Source organism: Nocardia sp. NPDC004568 (genome assembly GCF_040609955.1).
In the GTDB taxonomy this organism is placed as follows: domain Bacteria; phylum Actinomycetota; class Actinomycetes; order Mycobacteriales; family Mycobacteriaceae; genus Nocardia.
This window is the reverse complement of sequence record NZ_JBEXLL010000100.1, coordinates 1-17209: the sequence shown is the minus strand read 5'-3', so window position 1 is coordinate 17209 and position 17209 is coordinate 1. Positions and strand designations below refer to the sequence as shown.

General features: G+C 69.5%; 15 protein-coding genes. 7 read left to right on the top strand and 8 right to left on the bottom strand.

Going from position 1 to position 17209, the window contains the following annotated elements; genetic code table 11:
- Positions 1-96: 96 nt before the first annotated feature.
- Positions 97-1854 carry a proline--tRNA ligase gene (locus ABZV91_RS29500; RefSeq protein ID WP_355248679.1) on the bottom strand — a complete coding sequence of 586 codons (1758 nt, stop codon included), beginning with the start codon at positions 1852-1854 and terminating at the stop codon, positions 97-99.
- Between the two features lie 148 nt (positions 1855-2002).
- Between ABZV91_RS29500 and yaaA the strand changes: the two genes are divergently transcribed.
- From yaaA to ABZV91_RS29485, 3 genes are all read left to right on the top strand, one after another.
- A complete protein-coding gene (gene yaaA, locus ABZV91_RS29495) occupies positions 2003-2746 on the top strand; it encodes a peroxide stress protein YaaA (protein ID WP_355248676.1) in 744 nt (247 codons plus the stop codon).
- A gap of 177 nt (positions 2747-2923) precedes the next feature.
- On the top strand, positions 2924-4195 hold the full coding sequence (cobA, locus tag ABZV91_RS29490) for a uroporphyrinogen-III C-methyltransferase (protein ID WP_355248673.1): 1272 nt from the start codon (positions 2924-2926) through the stop codon (positions 4193-4195).
- Between the two features lie 39 nt (positions 4196-4234).
- Positions 4235-5683, top strand: a complete 1449-nt coding sequence (locus ABZV91_RS29485; RefSeq protein ID WP_355248670.1) for an MFS transporter — start codon at positions 4235-4237, stop codon at positions 5681-5683.
- 32 nt (positions 5684-5715) lie between these two features.
- On the opposite strand, the gene ABZV91_RS29480 is transcribed toward ABZV91_RS29485, so the two are convergent.
- Both ABZV91_RS29480 and ABZV91_RS29475 read right to left on the bottom strand, forming a co-directional pair.
- Positions 5716-6159, bottom strand: coding sequence for a PPOX class F420-dependent oxidoreductase (locus ABZV91_RS29480; RefSeq protein WP_355248667.1), 444 nt, complete (start codon positions 6157-6159; stop codon positions 5716-5718).
- A 6-nt stretch (positions 6160-6165) separates the two neighbouring features.
- A complete protein-coding gene (locus ABZV91_RS29475; protein ID WP_355248664.1) occupies positions 6166-6795 on the bottom strand; it encodes a DUF305 domain-containing protein in 630 nt (209 codons plus the stop codon).
- 303 nt (positions 6796-7098) lie between these two features.
- On the opposite strand from ABZV91_RS29475, the gene ABZV91_RS29470 reads away from it, so the two are divergent.
- From ABZV91_RS29470 to ABZV91_RS29455, 4 genes are all read left to right on the top strand, one after another.
- Positions 7099-8232, top strand: coding sequence for a phosphotransferase family protein (locus ABZV91_RS29470; RefSeq protein ID WP_355248661.1), 1134 nt, complete (start codon positions 7099-7101; stop codon positions 8230-8232).
- A gap of 1 nt (position 8233) precedes the next feature.
- Complete coding sequence (locus ABZV91_RS29465) at positions 8234-9364, top strand: hypothetical protein (RefSeq protein WP_355248658.1); 1131 nt, start codon at positions 8234-8236, stop codon at positions 9362-9364.
- A 353-nt stretch (positions 9365-9717) separates the two neighbouring features.
- Positions 9718-11088, top strand: coding sequence for a DUF2332 domain-containing protein (locus ABZV91_RS29460; protein ID WP_355248655.1), 1371 nt, complete (start codon positions 9718-9720; stop codon positions 11086-11088).
- Positions 11089-11470: 382 nt separating this feature from the next.
- Entirely contained in the window at positions 11471-11752 is a 282-nt protein-coding gene (locus tag ABZV91_RS29455; protein WP_355248653.1) for a transposase, read from the top strand.
- 298 nt (positions 11753-12050) lie between these two features.
- Here the strand turns inward: ABZV91_RS29455 and ABZV91_RS29450 are convergent, their stop codons facing one another.
- The 5 genes from ABZV91_RS29450 to ABZV91_RS29430 form a co-directional block, all read right to left on the bottom strand.
- The gene (locus ABZV91_RS29450; RefSeq protein ID WP_355248650.1) at positions 12051-12461 is read right to left on the bottom strand and encodes a cobalamin biosynthesis protein; all 411 of its coding nucleotides are present in this window, start codon (positions 12459-12461) and stop codon (positions 12051-12053) included.
- Positions 12458-13864 (bottom strand): cobyrinate a,c-diamide synthase, encoded by a 1407-nt coding sequence (locus ABZV91_RS29445; protein WP_355248647.1) that lies wholly within the window; start codon positions 13862-13864, stop codon positions 12458-12460. Before ABZV91_RS29445 ends, ABZV91_RS29450 begins: the two co-directional genes overlap by 4 nt.
- 58 nt (positions 13865-13922) lie before the next feature.
- The gene (gene cobO, locus ABZV91_RS29440) at positions 13923-14537 is read right to left on the bottom strand and encodes a cob(I)yrinic acid a,c-diamide adenosyltransferase (protein ID WP_355248644.1); all 615 of its coding nucleotides are present in this window, start codon (positions 14535-14537) and stop codon (positions 13923-13925) included.
- Between the two features lie 57 nt (positions 14538-14594).
- Positions 14595-16544: a magnesium chelatase subunit D family protein gene (locus ABZV91_RS29435; RefSeq protein WP_355248683.1), complete on the bottom strand. Its 1950-nt coding sequence runs from the start codon at positions 16542-16544 to the stop codon at positions 14595-14597.
- A gap of 116 nt (positions 16545-16660) precedes the next feature.
- Positions 16661-17110, bottom strand: coding sequence for a GNAT family N-acetyltransferase (locus ABZV91_RS29430; RefSeq protein ID WP_030521743.1), 450 nt, complete (start codon positions 17108-17110; stop codon positions 16661-16663).
- Positions 17111-17209: the final 99 nt, after the last annotated feature.

Genomic DNA, 17209 nt, shown 5'->3' with positions numbered 1-17209 from the left:
GACCTGGCTACACACCTACAATCACCACCGCGGCCACACCGCACTCGGCGGACACCCACCAGCAGCCCGCGTGCCTAACCTCTCAGGTCAGTACACCTAGCCGCGAACCCGGGCGAGTACCGCCTCGACCGCGGATTCGGCGGGTACGTCCTGTGCCTCCCCGGTGAACCGGTCGCGCAGCTCCACCTTGCCCTCGGCCCAGCCGCGGCCGATCACCAGCACATAGGGCATACCGAGCAGTTCGGCGTCCTTGAACTTCACGCCGGGCGAGGCGGTGCGATCGTCGAAGAGCACGTCGAGGCCCTGCGCGTGCAGCGCCGCCACCACCTCTTCGGCACCGGCCCGGGCGGCCTCGTCCTTGTTGGCGATCACCACGTGCACGTCGTACGGCGCCACCTCGGTCGGCCAGCGCAGACCCTTGTCGTCGTGCTGCTGTTCGGCGATGACGGCCACCATGCGCGAGACGCCGATCCCGTAGGACCCCATGACCAGCCGCACCGGCTTGCCGTTCTCACCCAGGACATCGACCTCGAAGGCGTCGGTGTACTTGTAGCCGAGCTGGAAGATGTGGCCGATCTCGATACCGCGCGCCGAGACCAGCGGGCCGCGGCCGTCGGGCGACATATCCCCGTCGCGCACCTGCGCGGCCTCGATGGTGCCGTCCGGGGTGAAATCCCGGCCGGCCACCAAGCCGACGACATGTTTGCCGGGTCGGTCGGCGCCGGTGATCCACGAGGTCCCGGCGACCACCCGCGGGTCGACCAGGTAACGGATACCGTTGGCCTGCAAACTCTTCGGTCCGATATAGCCCTTGACCAGGAAGGGATTCGCGGCGAAATCGGCGTCGGTGAGCAGTTCCACCTCGGCCGGTTCGACCGACGCGCCGAGCCGCTTGTCGTCGACCTCGCGATCGCCGGGCACGCCGATACCGAGGATCTCGGTTTTCCCGTCGGGATGCCGCAGCTTCACCATGACGTTCTTCAGCGTGTCCGCGGCGGTGACCGGGCGACCGTAGCGGTCGGCGATCCCGGCGCCGTTCGCCCAGTCCACCAGGGTCGCGATGGTCGGGGTATCGGGGGTGTCGTGGACCTGCGCCGCGGGCAGCCCCTCGATGGGCAGTGGATCGGGCGCCGCGGTGACCACGGCTTCCACATTCGCGGCGTACCCGGACTCCCGGCACACCACATAGGTGTCCTCGCCGACCGGGCTGTCGGCCAGGAACTCCTCGGAGGCACTACCGCCCATGGCGCCGGAGGTCGCGGCGACGATCACGTACTTCACGCCGAGCCGGTCGAAAATGCGCTGGTAGGCCTCGCGGTGCGCGGTGTAGCTGGCTTTCAGACCGTCCTCGTCCAGGTCGAAGGAATAGGAGTCCTTCATGATGAATTCGCGGCCGCGCAGGATGCCGGCCCGTGGCCGTTCCTCGTCGCGGTACTTGGCCTGGATCTGGTACAGGGTGACCGGAAGATCCTTATAGGAGTTGTACTCACCCTTCACGGTGAGGGTGAACAGTTCCTCATGGGTGGGGCCGAGCAGATAGTCGGCACCCTTGCGGTCCTGCAGCCGGAACAGGGCGTCGCCGTATTCGGTCCAGCGGTTGGTGGCCTCGTAGGGGTCGCGCGGCAGCAACGCCGGTAGTGAGATCTCCTGCGCGCCGATGGCGTTCATCTCCTCGCGCACCACCTCCTCCACCTTGTGCAGCACCCGCAGGCCCAGCGGCAGCCACGAGTACACACCCGGCGCGATCCGGCGCACATAGCCGGCGCGCACCAGCAGCTTGTGGCTGGGCACCTCGGCGTCGGCGGGGTCGTCGCGCAACGTACGGAGGAACAGTCGGGAGAGGCGGGTGATCACGGTTGCCCAGCGTAGCCCCTGTGCGTCCGCCGGCCACATTCGATTACCGGTGGTGAGCGCCGTGCGCCCGGCGCGGCCGCCGCACCCCCGGATCCGTCCCGCCGGGGCCGGCGGGCGCGTGGGGCGGCGGCCGGTACCGTAACCGGTCGTGCTGGTGCTGCTCCCCCCTTCCGAAACCAAATCCGACGGCGGTTCCGGCGGCCCGCTGGATCTGTCGGCGCTGGCCTTCGACTCGCTCACCGAGATTCGCGCGCAGCTGGTCGGCGATCTGGTCGCGCTGGCCGGTGACCCGGACACCGCCCGGGCCGCCCTCGGGCTCGGTAAGAACTCCGAGGCAGAGCTGGCCCGCAACGCCGCGGTGCGCACCTCCCCCACCCGGTCGGCGCTGGAACGCTACACCGGCGTCCTGTACGACGCGCTGGGCGCGAGTACCTTCACCCGGGCCCAGCGGGCGAAGGCCCTCGCCCGGATCGCGATCGGCTCGGCCCTTTTCGGCGCGGTCCGTGCCGGTGACCCCATCCCCGCCTACCGGCTGTCGGGCGGCTCGAAACTGCCGGGCCGTCCGACACTGGCGGCGGTCTGGCGCGATCATCTGGGCCCCGCCCTGCGCGAGGCGGCCGACGAGGAACTCGTCGTGGACCTGCGGTCGGGCACCTACCAGCAACTCGGCCGGGTACCGGGCGCGGTCACCGCGACGGTGCTCACCGAGCACCCGGACGGATCACGCACGGTGGTCAGTCACTTCAACAAGCATCACAAGGGCCTGCTGGCGCGGGCGCTGGTGCTCACCCGCGCAGAACCCGGCGATATCCGCGCGGTCGCCCGGGTCGCGAACAAGGCCGGACTGCGCACCGAGATCGCCTCCGATACCGAGTTGATCGTCCTCACCTGATTCCGGCGCGGCCGGCGGCGCCGCGACCGCGCACGGCGGATACCGGTGCTCCACGGGCATCAACCGGTGTGTCCCGCGAAGCCGCCCGGTCGGGCGACCCGGCGGACTTCAGCCGGCCCCGGGACCTCCGCCGGGCGGCTGCGGACCGCACCGCACCGGGCCGTAGGCTCGAGCCTTGTGCCGAACACGTCAGCCGATACCGACAACCTGTCCGCCGGGGACTCGAACTACCTGGTGGGACTCGATCTGAACGGACGCCGGGTCGTCGTCGTGGGCGGGGGCAGCGTGGCACAGCGCCGATTGGGCCTGCTCATCGCCGCCGGAGCGGCCGTCGAGGTGATCACCCGGCGGGCCACCCCCGCGGTCGAGGCGATGGCCACCGCGGGCCAGATCACGCTCAGCCTGCGCGATTACGCCGACGGTGACCTCGACGGCGCCTGGTACGCCATCGCCTGCACCGACGGACCCGAGACCAATGCCGCCGTGGTCGCCGAGGCGACCCGGCGCCGGATCTTCTGTGTCCGCGCCGATCACGCGCAATCCGGGACGGCGGTCACCCCGGCGACCGCCCGCTACGACGGGATGACCCTGGGCGTGCTGGCCGGCGGCCGGCATCGGCGCTCGGCCGCGGTTCGCACAGCGCTGCTGGAAGCGCTGCAATCGGGCGTGGTCACCGACGACGCGACCCCCATGACGCCCGGAGTCGCGCTGGTCGGCGGCGGACCCGGCGATCCCGATCTGATCACCGTGCGCGGCCGGCGGTTACTGGCCCGGGCCGATCTCGTGGTGGCCGACCGCCTGGCCCCGCCGGAGTTGCTGGCCGAGCTGGGACCGGATGTCGAGGTGGTGGACGCCGCCAAGATCCCTTATGGGCGCGCGATGGCGCAGGATGCCATCAACCGGACTCTCGTGGACGGCGCCCGCGCGGGGAAGTTCGTGGTCCGGCTCAAGGGCGGAGACCCCTATGTGTTCGGGCGCGGTTACGAGGAGCTCGAGGCGTGTGTCGACGCCGGGGTGCCGGTGACGGTGGTGCCGGGCGTCACCAGCCCGATCTCGGTACCGGCGGCCGCGGGGATCCCGGTCACCCATCGCGGGGTCACTCATGAATTCGTGGTGGTCAGTGGCCATATCCCACCCGACCATCCGGATTCGCTGGTCGACTGGCCGGCGCTGGCCCGGTTGCGCGGCACTCTGGTCCTCATGATGGCGGTGGAGCGGATCGAGCAGTTCGCGGCGGTGCTGCGCGCGGGTGGGCGCCCCGGCGAGACCCCGGCCACGGTGATCCAGGAGGGAACCCTGCGTGGTCAGCGGGTACTGCGGGCCACCCTCGACGATGTGGCCGAACGCGTCCGCGCCGAAGGTATCCGGCCGCCGGCGATCATTGTGATCGGGCCCACGGCCGGGTTCAGCGCCGCGCCGGTAGCCGCCGGCGACGGTCGGTTACAGTGACCCACTGTGCTCGATAACCCCCCAGCTATCCGGTATCCGGTGACGAAACGAGCCTTCGGCCTCGCCATTCTCGTGCTCAGCGGGTTACAGCTGATGGTGGTGCTGGACGGCACCGTGGTGATCTTGGCCCTGCCGCGGCTGCAGGAGGAAATGGGCCTGTCCAGTTCGGGCAGCGCGTGGACCATCACCGCCTACGGACTGCCGTTCGCCGGTCTGATGCTGCTCGGCGGCCGGATCGGTGATTCGTTCGGACGCCGTCGCATGTTCGTCCTCGGTGTCGGCCTGTTCACGCTGGCCTCCATGCTGTGCGGGCTGGCACAGGGTGAGCAGATGCTCATCGCCGCGCGCGCCTTCCAGGGCACCGGTGCCGCGCTCGCCGCGCCCACCGCCTTCGCGCTGGTCGCCAGCACCTTCGCCCCGGGCCGGGTCCGCAACCAGGCCTTCGCCATCTTCGGCTCGATGGTCGCGCTGGGTTCGGTCGGCGGACTGGTGATCGGCGGCGCGCTGACCGAGGCCAGCTGGCGATGGATCTTCCTGATCAATGTGCCGATCGGCGTACTCATCGTGATCGGCGCGCTGTTCGCGCTCCGCGATACCCAGCATCAGCGGCTGACCCTGGATGTGCGCGGCGCGTTCCTCGGCACTCTGGCCTGCGCGCTGATCGTCTGGGGTGCCACCGAGGGACCGGAGCTGGGCTGGGGTGATCCGCTCGTCTACGGCACCCTCATCGCGGGCGCCGTGCTGCTGCCGCTGTTCGTCTTCGCCGAACGTCATGTGGACAACCCCCTGCTGCCGTGGACGCTGTTCGACAGCCGCGACCGCGTCTCCACCTTCGTGGTGATCCTGCTCGCCAGCGGCGTGCTGGGCGCCACCACCTATTTCGCCGGCCTGTTCGTGCAGAACGTGGTCGGTTACAGCCCGCTGGTCGCCGGGATCTCGTTCATCCCGTTCACCGTCGGCGTCGGCCTGGGCAGCGCGGTGGCCACCCGGCTGGCCCTGCACGTCGCACCCCGGTGGCTGCTGGTGGGCGCGTCCGTGGTGCTGATGGCCGGCCTCGGCTACGGCTCGACACTGGACGCCGACGTCGGCTACTGGTCCACCCTGCTGCCGCTGTTCTCGGTGATCGGTTTCGGCATCGGTATCGCCATGGTGCTCATCCCGCTGTGTGTGCTGGTCGGGGTGCCGCCGGACGAGATCGGCCCGCTCTCGGCGATCGGCCAGATGTTCCTGAATCTGGGGACCCCCATCGCCATCGGCGTGCTCACTCCGCTGGCCGCCTCCCGGACCCTGTCCGAGGGCGGGACCATCAAGAAACCGGCCGAGATGACGGCGGCGGAGATCACCGCGCTCGGCGACGGTTACACCCTGGCGCTGCTGGTGGCCGCGATCGGCGGCCTGCTGGTGGGCCTGATCGCGCTGACCCTGCGCTACACCGCGCAGGAGGTCGCCCGGGCCCAGCACGCCCAGGACGAAGCCCAGTCGGCCTGAGCCCGGCGACCACCGGTCACCGGTCACCGGTTTCAGAGCCTGCCGGTGATCTTGGTCGGGGTGATCCGCACGGCCACCCGGGGGCCGTCGTCCACCGAGGCCGGATTGAACTCGGCGTAGGGCTTTCCGGTGTATTTGATCGACATCCGGTCGCCGACCAGCATGTCGGGGTCCGGGGTGAGGGTGGCGGTGCCCCGGATCTCCGCGTAGACGTACGGGTTGTCCGGCGGCGCGATCAGGACGGAGATGCGCGGATCACGGGCCAGATTCTTACCCTGGACGCGGTCGGTCGTCGTGGAGTAGAGCAACTCGTCGCCGTCGCGGTCGATCCAGGTGACGGTCAGATGCGGATGTCCGTCGCGGCCGATGGTGGCGACGGTCACGAACAGTCTGGCGTCGTCGATGTACTTCTTGACGGTGTCGGGCAACGAGATAGCGCTCATGATCACCAGCAACCGGCACCCGCGCGGGTTCATTCCGGCTCACCCCGGTGGATCCGCCTCCAGTTCGGCCAGCAGCAGCGCCATCAGCCCCGACTCCTGGGTCTGCGCGGTGATCATCTCCCGGGCCGCCTGTTTCACCACACCGTCGGTGAGCAGCGCGTCGGCCACCCGGGCCATGGCGATACCGCCCTCGTGATGGCGCTGCATCAGTCGCAGGAACAGCAGCGCGGCGGCGCGGCCCCGCGCGGCCGCGAGGTCGTCGAGTTCGGCCTGCGTGGCCATCCCCGGCATCGCGGCCGGGACCGGGTCGGGGGCGGCGTGGTGATCGTGGGTCCGCTCGGGCATCCAGCTCATCGGCTCCGCGCCCGCGGCCGGCGCGCCCGCCAGACGCAACCAGCCCAGGAGGGTGCCGATCTCGGAGAGCTGGGCGTCCTCGATCTGCCGGGCCAGACCCCGCACCGCGGGGGCGGCGCCGGGATCGAGCCGCTGCACCATCACCAGTGCCTGGTGGTGATGGGCGGCCATGTCCTGGACGAATCCGATCTCCGTGACGGACAGGATCTCCGGTGCGGGTGGATCGTCGACGAACAGCGGACGCAGGGCCGCCCCCAGCACCAGCAGCAGAACCGCCGCCCCCAGCACAGCGATCGCGTCGCGTACGCGCTTCACGTGGGCCTTCCGGCCGGCCGGGCCGGGCGCCGTCCCGCCGCGCCCCACCTCGCGCGGCCTCGCCGCCACAGCGTCGCGCTCATCGTGATCCTCCCGCCCGGCCGAACGACTCACCCCGGCCCTCGAACGGATTATGGTCGGCCGGGCACGCCCGGGGAGCGATTCGCGAGGTTCCGGCGATCCGCCGAATCGGCACCACCCGATACTGAAACACGTTACAGTCTCCCGCACGCGGGCGGCCCGGTGTCGTGCAGGCGAGACCGGCCGGTTTCCGCGCCGAGGCCGGATGGCGTCAGGAGGACGATGATGCCCGACGATGTGAACCCCACCGAACATATGCGGCTCACCACCAGCGAACGCGATCTGGCGGCGCTGGCGGGACAACTCGCCGAGTGGTTACGGGACAAGGTCGAGGCCGACGAACCGCCGGTCATCAGCGATCTGCAGCGGCCGATGTCCGGAGGCCTATCCAGTGCGTCGGTGCTGTTCGACGCGCACTGGAAATCCGGCGGCCGCACCGAGGGCGGCGCCTTCGTCGCCCGGATGATCCCGGAGGAGGGCGCGTTCCCCGTCTTCGAGAAATACGATCTGGCACTGCAGTACCGCGTCATCACCGAAATCGGCGCCGCCACCGATGTCCCGGTACCGCGGCTGCGCTGGCTGGAAACCGGGAGCGCGGCCTGCGGCGCGCCGTTCTTCGTGATGGACCGGGTACCGGGCCGCATCCCGGGAGACAATCCGCCCTACGTCTTCGCCGGCTGGCTCTACGACGCGACCACCGCCGAGCGGGCCGAGCTCACCCGCAACACTGTCGATGTCCTGGCCCGGATCCACGCACTGCCCGAACCGGCACAGCGGTTCCCCGAACTCGACGGTCCGGGCCCGGCGTTACGCCGCCATATCGAATCGGACCGGGCCTGGTACCACTGGGCGCTGGCCGGCGACGGCTACGAGATCCCGCTCATCGAGCGCGCTTTCGCGTGGCTGGACCGCAACTTTCCCGCCGATCCCGGCCCCGATGTGCTGAGCTGGGGCGATGCCCGGCCCGGCAACATCATCTACGAAGGGTTCTCGCCGGTCGCCGTCTTGGACTGGGAGATGGCCGCACTGGGCCCGCGCGAACTCGATCTGGCCTGGATGATCTTCCTGCACCGCTTCTTCCAGGACATCGCCACCGGATTCGGCTTCCCCGGGCTTCCCGATTTCCTGCGCCGCGACGAGGTCGTCGCGCACTACGAGAAGGTCAGCGGCCACACCGTCGCGAATTTGGACTTCTACCTCACCTATGCCGCGCTGCGGCACGCGATCGTGATGGCCCGGATCAAACGCCGGATGATCCACATGGGTGAGGACACCGCCCCGGCCGAGCGCGACGACTACATCATGCATCGCGCCACCCTGGAGGCCATGCTCGACGGCACCTACGGATGGGACTGAGATGAGCGAAACCACCGGTCACACCCCGGCCACCGCGCCGGGCCCCCTGGACGAGTATCCGATCCACCAGACACCGCTGCCCATCGCCCGGGCCGCGACCAGCGACCGGAACTTCTACGACCGCAGCTATTTCAACGCGCACAACCGCGACGGGGCGATCATGCTGGTGACCGGCTTCGGGGTGTATCCGAACCTCGGCGTCGCCGACGCGTACGCCGCGGTCCGCCGCGGTGACGAGATCACCTCGGTGCGGTTCTCCGACGCCCGCAGCGACCGGAGTCTGGACATGGCGGTCGGCGGATACCGGATCGAAGTGGTCGAACCGCTGCGCCGGATCCGGGTGGTGTGCGACCACGAGGACCTCGGTCTCGACCTCACCTGGACCGGCGCCTTCCCCGCCGTCCAGGAGCAGCCGCATGTCATGCTGGCCGGTAACCGGCCGACCCTCGACGCCTCCCGCTTCGCCCAGGTCGGTTCGTGGGCGGGCACGCTCGCGATCGGCGGCGAGGACATCACCGTGGACCCGGCGGTCTGGACCGGCACCCGGGACCGCTCCTGGGGTATCCGTCCCGTCGGCGAGAGCGAACCGCCGGGCCGGGCGGCCACCGAAGGAGCCGGTGGATTCTGGTGGCTGTACGTGCCGCTGCGGTTCGACGATTTCGCGGTGGTGGTGATCATCCAGGAGAACCCGGACGGCTACCGGACCCTCAACGACGCGGTCCGGGTGTTCCCGGACGGATCGGTGGAACAGCTGGGCTGGCCGCGGATCACCATCGACTACCGGTCCGGTACCCGCCACCCCGAGAGCGCCGGCCTGGAACTGCGGACACCGGACGGAAAACCGCTGACCATCGATATCCGCACCGTCACCGGGATACCGCTGCACATCGGCTGCGGTTACGGCGGTGACCCGGATTGGCAGCACGGGCAGTGGAAGGGCCGCGACTGGTCGTGGGCCAACAGGTACGACCTCACCGATCCGGCCATCGCCGGGCGGATCCCCTGGGGCGTCACCGATCACATCGCCCACGCCCGCTGCGGGGATGCCGAGGGCTGGGGGCTCTTCGAACACGCCAGCGTCGGACGGCACGACCCCACCGGTTTCGCGGATCTGCTATCCGTGGCGCCTTAGATTGGGTTCTGGGCTGGAGGAGTCGCTCTCGAGGTCGCCATGATCGAAGGTGAGCTCGGTCTCAACTTCGCCGGGCTACGGTCCGGACACGCTGCACTCACCGCCGCATTCGGCGCCGACCGCCATCCGCCACGCCGACTCCGCCCGGCAGCTGCTACAGACCGCCATCGAAGACCGCACACCCGAATTCGATCGAAACCGAGGCACGAACCCAGCGATGAGCTGGCTCAACCCTCTGATTCGTCTCGAAACACCTTCAGGTAATCGCGAACCCCCGGAGAACAACGGGCTGCCAGTACAATCGATCCCTGCACACGAGAAGCAAGGTAACGCCAGGAGAACAGAGGAAGTGGATGCAGAGGACGCAGATACTGCGAACCCTCATGCGCGGCGCGGCCGAGCAGGTGGACTTCCAGATGGCACTTGTGGCGAGACACATCGAAGGCGCTTTTCGCGGCGACCAAATAGGCGCAAAATTCCTCGATACCACGGCCCGGGCATTCACACATGCCGACCGACCAGACGCCGCAGCACCAAAAGACCTCTCCGACCGCAGCGGCTCGCTTGCCGGCAACCGGCATCCCGGAAATGAAGTCGTCGAACGGATTACACACATGGTCGGCCGTTCGCGGCATCAGCTGGCGGCGGAAGCGCCCTATCTCCGCGAGGTGCTAGAACGTCTCGTAACAGACGCCAAATCCAGGGGAATTCTGACCCGTATTATTGATCCAGAAAACTCTCGTATCAATTCCTATAGAATAATAGGCGGTTTCAGATCCTTGGCCGCTCGCGGCAGGGCTCCCGAGCTGGCCCGCTTCTTTCCAACCGCTAAAGGCCCTCCTGCCCACGCCCCGATAGAGCAAATGTGGCCGGTATTCGAAGACGCGCTGGACAGACATCGAAATGAGTTGGCGACCTACATCAATCGCCGCGGCGTAGCACAGGCGAACATCCCGGAACGCGCATGCGCACTCTATCCTGGACTACTACACATCACCCACAAGACCGGACAACCGCTGACCTTGTTGGAGACCGGATCCAGTGGCGGTCTACTGTTGCACATGGACCGCTTCGGCTACGCCCCCAGCGACATACAACATATCTACGGCAATGCCGAAGAATCGGAACTCATCTTCGGCAACGCCTGGTCAGGTTTACCGAAAAATGTCGCCGACACACCACTGCAGATCATGGAGCGACGGGGCTGCGACCTGAACCCGCACGACGTCACAACACCACGAGGGCGAGCGGATCTCATAGTGGCCACAGGTTCTTTCGATCCGCCAACGATTGCCCAGCAAGAGGCGGCCATGCGGGTCGCCAGCAAGTACCAGGACGTCAGAATCGAAAGGGGAGATGCCATACAATGGCTACGCGATTCACTTACAGAACCCCGACCCGACACCACCACGGTAGTGATGAGCTCGATGTTCCACGGATTCCTGTCCTCACAACAGCGCGCAGACTTCGATGAAGTCATCCGCGACGCCGTTCGCAGCGCGCCGGAAAGCAATATCGCCGAGGTTCAGCTGCGCCGCCCTTCGAACTGGAAATTCGACCCCGATAACCCCACCTATCCAACAGAATTGGCCATTATCACCCATCGACCCGACGCCGCCACCGAAGAAATATTCCCCGTCCACGACCGCGACGGAGAAAAGTATCGCCCGGACATGTCGAAACCCTCTATCCGAGTGCTGACTCCTGAAACATATGGGCGTTAACAACTTCGGGTTCAGAAGGCAGCGGGTAACCGTGGCATTTGCCGCGACCCGATGAATCCGGCGTGATAGCTCGGGCAGGCCCGGCTGTCACCAGCGCGGCAATGGTTACCCGAGCGCTCCCGCGACTTCGGCAGCCGGCGGAAGCGGTAGATCGTCGCTGTTTCCCAGCGCCGCAGCGAAAGATATGAAGGTCACCGTCGCTTTACCGATGACCTCGCGAGTACAAGCGAATGTGGTCACGGATCGACGACAGGGACTCTTGCCCGAGCGCGCTGGCGGAAATCGGCCGCTCTTGTCGAACTGACCCGCTCCCAATAGATGCGACCAGCCGGAATCAGAGTCCCATTGGCCCTGGTGAGGGCCGGAAGGGACGATAGAGATTATGGCTGGACGGAAACGGCATTCTGCGGAGGACATCGTGCGCAAGCTCCGGCGCGCCGATGAACTGGCCGCGGAAGGCTTGACCGGTGAGCAGATCGCCGCTGACCTGGGGGTCTCGGCGGCGACGCTCTATAACTGGCGCCGCCAGTATGGCGATATGGACACCGATGCCGCCAAGGAACTCAAAGAGCTGAGGGAACAGAACGCCCGGCTCATGCGCCTGCTGGCCGATGCGGAGTGGGAGAAAGACGCGCTGCGCGAGATCAGCAAGGGAAAATTCTAGGCCCAGCGGCCAAGCGGCGAGCCGCCGACATGCTCCGAGAGGTTATGAGCATGTCGGAGCGGTTCGCATGCAAGGTCGTTGGGCTCCCACGGTCGACGTATCGGCGGCTGCCGGCCGCGCAGACACCCGCTGATCCCGCGACATCAACTGAATACCGATGACAACGATCCGACTCTGAAACCGTGGTCGCACTATCGGGGACCGGTCAGAACGACAGATCTTTTGGCAGCCGCTGTGGGCGCACCGAACGCCGCGGGCGACGGTGTTCGTCCGGCAGTACACCGGAGCCCCGGTGTGCTCACCCGTGCGCGGCCGCGACCACCACGCCCCGTACCACCTGCCGCGGCACAAGCAGGGGCCCGGCACCGGCCAGCAGCGCCGCGGCCTCGGCCACACCGGGAATTCCCAATGCGGCGACCACCCGACCCGACGGGTTCGGCACCGGCACCCGCGCCAGCTGCTCGGCGGAATAGCCGTAGAGTGGCACGCCCAGTGTGGCGGCAGCACCGCGCGGGCCCGGTTCGCCGGCCCGGCGTTCCAGGGTCGCAAGGCAGGTTATCCGCCGGCCAGGAAAAGCTTCCGCCAGCGCCGCGAGAATCCGCTCGGCGGGCAGGTCCGGCCGCAGGCCGAGACCGACCGCGAGTTCGGCACAGTCCGCCGCGCCCCGCGGCGCGGAGCCGGGTCGGGGCTGCCAGCCTCCGTCGATCACCGTATGCGGGCGGCGGGTCGGGTGCGCTGATAGACGCGGGCGGCGGCGACGAAACGATGCACCGGGCCCGGGTTCCCGGCCGGATGTGTGTGCAGGTAGGACGCGTGTACCCGATTCACGAGCGCGCCCTCGCGCATCTGATCTCCGGCGATCCGCCATCCCCAGGCGGGCGGGTCGTCGCCGGACTGCACCAGCCGGGTCCGATGGAATTCGTGTCCGCGTACTCGCTCACCGGTCCGCCAGAGTACGGAATCGGCCAGCGCCACCGCTTCTCGGTAACCGAGGGTGAGGCGGGGCCCGAACTCGGCGACCGCATCGATCAGGCCCGCCATCGGATGACCGTCCAGGGATCGGGTGAGGTACAGCAAGCCGGCGCATTCGGCGTGGACGGGCAGCCCCGCCCGGGCCCGCTCCGCCACCGCGACACGCAGCCCGGTATTGGCCGCCAACGTCCCCGCGTGCTCTTCCGGGAATCCGCCCGGCAACACCAGCCCCGCGGCCTCGGCAGGCAGCGCGTCGTGCAGTGGGTCTATCACGACGACCCGGGCACCCGCGGCGGTCAGCAGTTCCCGGTGTTCGGCGTAACCGAAGGTGAAGGCGGGTCCGCCGGCTACCGCGATCACCGGATCCGGCCCCGCCGGCATCGCTCCGTCATCGGCGATCTCGCGGCCGGCGTCCCAGCTCGGCCCGGACTCCGGCGCGACGGCCAGCGCCGCGGCCGCGGCGAGATCGATATGGCGCGCGGCCAGGTCGGTCATCGCGTCCACCGCGCGCATCGCCGCGACGCCGTGTTCCACCGCCGGGATCAGGCCCAGGTGCCGGGACGGGACCTCGAGTTCGGCCAGCCGGGGCAGCGCGCCGAGCACCGGCAGGCCCACCCGGTCGCAGGCGGCACGCAGGACCTGTTCGTGCCGCGCGCTACCGACGCGGTTGAGCACCACGCCGCCCAGGCGCACACCCGAATCGAACGTGGCGAACCCGTGCAGCAGGGCGGCCAGGCTCTGGCTGTGGCCGCGCGCGTCCACGACCAGGACCACCGGGAGGCCCAGCAGGCTCGCGACCTGGGCGGTGGAGCCTTCCGCCACGGGATCGGCGACCTGTTCGTCGATCCGTCCGTCGAACAGGCCCATCACACCCTCCACCACCGCGATATCGCAGTCGCGGGCGCCGTGGCGGTAGAGGGGGGCGATCCGGTCGCGCCCGACCAGCACCGGATCCAGATTGCGACCGGGGCGTCCGGCAGCCAGGCCGTGATAACCGGGATCGATGTAGTCGGGCCCCACCTTGAAGGGCGCCACCCGGCGGCCGGCCCGGCGCAGCGCGCCGATGAGACCGGTGGCGACAGTGGTCTTCCCGCTGCCGGAGGCCGGCGCGGCGAGGACGATCCCCGGGGCGGCGCTCATCGCGGTGTGTTCCCGGCCGGGCGGCACCGGCGGGCAGCACGCCGGGCCCCGGTGGGGCTCACCATTCGATGCCCCGTTGTCCCTTACGGCCCACGTCCATGGGATGGCGAACCTTCGTCATCTCGGTCACCAGGTCCGCCGCCTCCACGAGTGCCGCGGGCGCGTCCCGGCCGGTGATGACGACATGCTGGTTACCCGGCCGCTCCCGCAGGGTCTCGACGACCTCGGCCACATCCACCCATCCCCATTTCAGCGGATAGGTGAACTCGTCCAGCACATAGAACCGGTGCTCCTCGGCCCGCAACCGGCGGGCGATCTCCTGCCAGCCGGCCAGCGCCGCGGCCGCGTGATCGGTTTCGCTGCCCTGCTTACGAGTCCACGACCAGCCCTCGCCCATCTTGTGCCATTGGACCGGCCCGCCCACGCCGGTCTCGCTGTGCAACCGGCCGAGTTCGCGGAAGGCCGCTTCCTCCCCCACCTTCCATTTGGCGCTCTTGACGAACTGGAACACCGCCACACCGAAACCCTGGTTCCAGGCGCGCAACGCCATCCCGAAGGCGGCGGTGGACTTGCCCTTGCCCGGGCCCGTATGCACGGCGAGCACCGGCTGATTACGGCGCTGCCGCGTGGTCAGTCCGTCGTCGGGTACGTGCTCGGGCACCCCTTTGGGCATGGGAACTCCTGATCTGATTCGGGTTTCGGGCTCGCCCGGTACGGGCCGGGTCCGGGCTCACGCGGCGCGCGCGCCACCGGCGGCGCCCGCCCGGACCACCTCGGCCACCGAGGCGCCGGTCAGTTCGGTGAGCCGGACGACCGTACCGCCCAGCGCGGTCGCCAGCTCGGCGGCCAGACCCAGGCGGACCATGCCGCGTTCGCAGTCGACGACAACGGAGGTGACACCGTCGCGGGCCAGCCGGGCGGCCGCCGCGCGGGCCCGCGGCACCGGCTCGGTCCCACCGGTGGCGCGGCCGTCGGTGAGCAGTACCAGCATGGGCCGGCGCTGCGGGTCGCGGACGCGTTCGCGGTGGACCAGCTCCCGGGCGGTGCGCAGCCCCGCGGCGAGCGGGGTCTTCCCGCCGGTACGCAAGCCGGACAGGCGGCGGACGGCGATATCGATCGAGGAGGTGGGCGGCAACACCAGATCGGCCGCACTGCCGCGCACCGAGATCACCGCGACCTTGTCGCGCCGCTGATAGGCGTCGCGCAGCAGGGTCACCACCGCGCCGGTCACCGCCGAGAGCCGGTCGCGGGCGGCCATGGATCCGGAGGTGTCCACCACGAAGAGCACCAGATTGCCCTCACGCCCCTCGCGGTAGGCCCCGCGCAGATCGCCGGGCGCCAGCACCAGGGGCCCGGTACGCCGGCCGCGCGCCCGCTGATGCGGCGCCGCGGCCCGCAGCGTGCCCAGCAGATGCAGGCCGCCGACGGGCTCGGGAGTCGTGTTCACCACCCGGCCCTGCCGCGTCCGCGCCCGGGACCGCCGGCCGGGCGCTCCCTCGCCCACACCCGGCACCTCCCAGCGCGGCGGCCGGACCGGCGCCGCGACCGGCGCGCTCGCCGGCGCGGTCGCGCCGGAGCCGCCCGGGTTGCCGGAGTTCTCGGTCGCCTCGGTGCCGTCACCGGGCACCGCGGCGCCGCCACCGGGGCCGTCGGGGTCGTCCTCGGGCGGCGGGGGCTCGGCGGCGTCGTGGCCGTCCGGTGGGTTCTGCTGATCGCCGGCCTGCTCGGCCGCGTCGCGCATGGCGTCGTCGAGCTGTTCGGGGGTGATCCCGGGTTCGTCGAACGGGTCCCGTCGGCGCCGGTGCGGGAGCGCCAGTTCGGCGGCGACACGCACATCGTCGGCGGTGACACTGCCGCGGCCGCACCAGGCGGCATGGGCGGCAGCGGTACGGGCCACCACCAGATCGGCCCGCATACCGTCCACGTCGAAGGACGCGCAGACCGCGGCGATACGCCGCAGTTCCACATCGTCGAGCGCGACCTCGGGCAGTCGGTCGCGGGCGGTGAGGACACGATCGGCGATCTCGGCGTCCGCGGCGGCGTAGGCGGCCGCGAAACCGTTCGGATCGGCTTCGTAATCGAGCCGGCGCCGCACCACGGCCATCCGGACGTCCACGTCCCGGGAGGCGGTCACATCCACCGTCAGACCGAAACGGTCGAGCAGCTGCGGCCGCAACTCGCCTTCTTCCGGGTTCATGGTGCCGACCAGGACGAACCGGGCCGGATGGGAGTGCGAGACGCCGTCGCGTTCGATGTGCACCCGGCCCATGGCCGCCGCGTCCAGCAGCACATCCACCAGATGGTCGTGCAGCAGGTTCACCTCGTCTACGTACAGCACACCGTGATGGGCGGCGGCGAGCAGTCCGGGCCGGAACGCCTGTTCGCCGTCGCGCAGGACCCGCTCCAGATCGAGCGAGCCGACGACGCGGTCCTCGGTGGCGCCGACCGGGAGCTCCACCAGCCGCGCCGGGCGGGCGCCCGATTCATCGACCACCGGCGGTAGCAGCCGGGCCAGCGCCCGGACCACCGTGGACTTCGCGGTCCCCTTCTCGCCGCGGACGAGCACGCCACCGATACCCGGATGCACGGCGCACAGGATCAGCGCCAGCTGCAACCGCTCCTGACCGACCACCGCGGAGAACGGGAACCCGGCTTCACGGCCGTCCGCGGCGGAGACGATCGGTCGGGATGCGGGCCGGGCGGTTTCGGTGGAGGACACGGCCCCACTCTAAAACGTGCCGCCACCCGGCCCGGCCCTCCCCTGCCCGAGACGGGCGCGGCGGCCCGGCCCGGCGGCTACCCCTTGCGCATCGGTACGTGCGCGACGCCGTCCTCGATGAACTCCGCGCCGTCCACCTCGAACCCGTGTTTGGTGTAGAGATCGATCAGGTAGGTCTGGGCATTGAGCCGGACGGTGTGCGATCCGGTCTCGGCGAGCGCGGCCTGCAGCAGCCGGGTGGTGTAGCCGTGTCCGCGCGCCTCCACGGCAGTACACAAGCGCCCGATCCGGAAGGATTTGACGCCGTCCTCGTGTTCCTCGAGCAGGCGCAGCGTGGCGATGACCTCGCCCTCGTCGTCGAGCCACAGATGCCGGGTCTCCGGCAGCAGATCCTGTCCGTCCAGCTCGGGGTACGCGCACTTCTGCTCGACCACGAACACTTCGACACGCAGCTTCAGCAACTCGTACAGGGTGGGGGTATCGAGATCCTGCGCCCATGACCGGCGGAGTGCAACCGTAGACATCATCGCGCCTTGCTATCACACCTCGGCGTCAGATGCACGCGAATGCCCCGCCACACCCCGCGTGCGGGCACCGCACGGCACGGCTCGTGGGGTGGCCACCCC

What these genes read in the sequence shown, in the direction of transcription:
- cobO (WP_355248644.1), bottom strand. Translation starts at nt 14,537, where the DNA reads ATGCCCAAAGGGGTGCCCGAGCACGTACCCGACGACGGACTGACCACG.
- ABZV91_RS29460 (WP_355248655.1), top strand. Translation starts at nt 9,718, where the DNA reads ATGCAGAGGACGCAGATACTGCGAACCCTCATGCGCGGCGCGGCCGAG.
- ABZV91_RS29465 (WP_355248658.1), top strand. Translation starts at nt 8,234, where the DNA reads ATGAGCGAAACCACCGGTCACACCCCGGCCACCGCGCCGGGCCCCCTG.
- ABZV91_RS29480 (WP_355248667.1), bottom strand. Translation starts at nt 6,159, where the DNA reads ATGAACCCGCGCGGGTGCCGGTTGCTGGTGATCATGAGCGCTATCTCG.
- ABZV91_RS29455 (WP_355248653.1), top strand. Translation starts at nt 11,471, where the DNA reads ATGGCTGGACGGAAACGGCATTCTGCGGAGGACATCGTGCGCAAGCTC.
- ABZV91_RS29445 (WP_355248647.1), bottom strand. Translation starts at nt 13,864, where the DNA reads ATGAGCGCCGCCCCGGGGATCGTCCTCGCCGCGCCGGCCTCCGGCAGC.
- ABZV91_RS29470 (WP_355248661.1), top strand. Translation starts at nt 7,099, where the DNA reads ATGATGCCCGACGATGTGAACCCCACCGAACATATGCGGCTCACCACC.
- ABZV91_RS29430 (WP_030521743.1), bottom strand. Translation starts at nt 17,110, where the DNA reads ATGATGTCTACGGTTGCACTCCGCCGGTCATGGGCGCAGGATCTCGAT.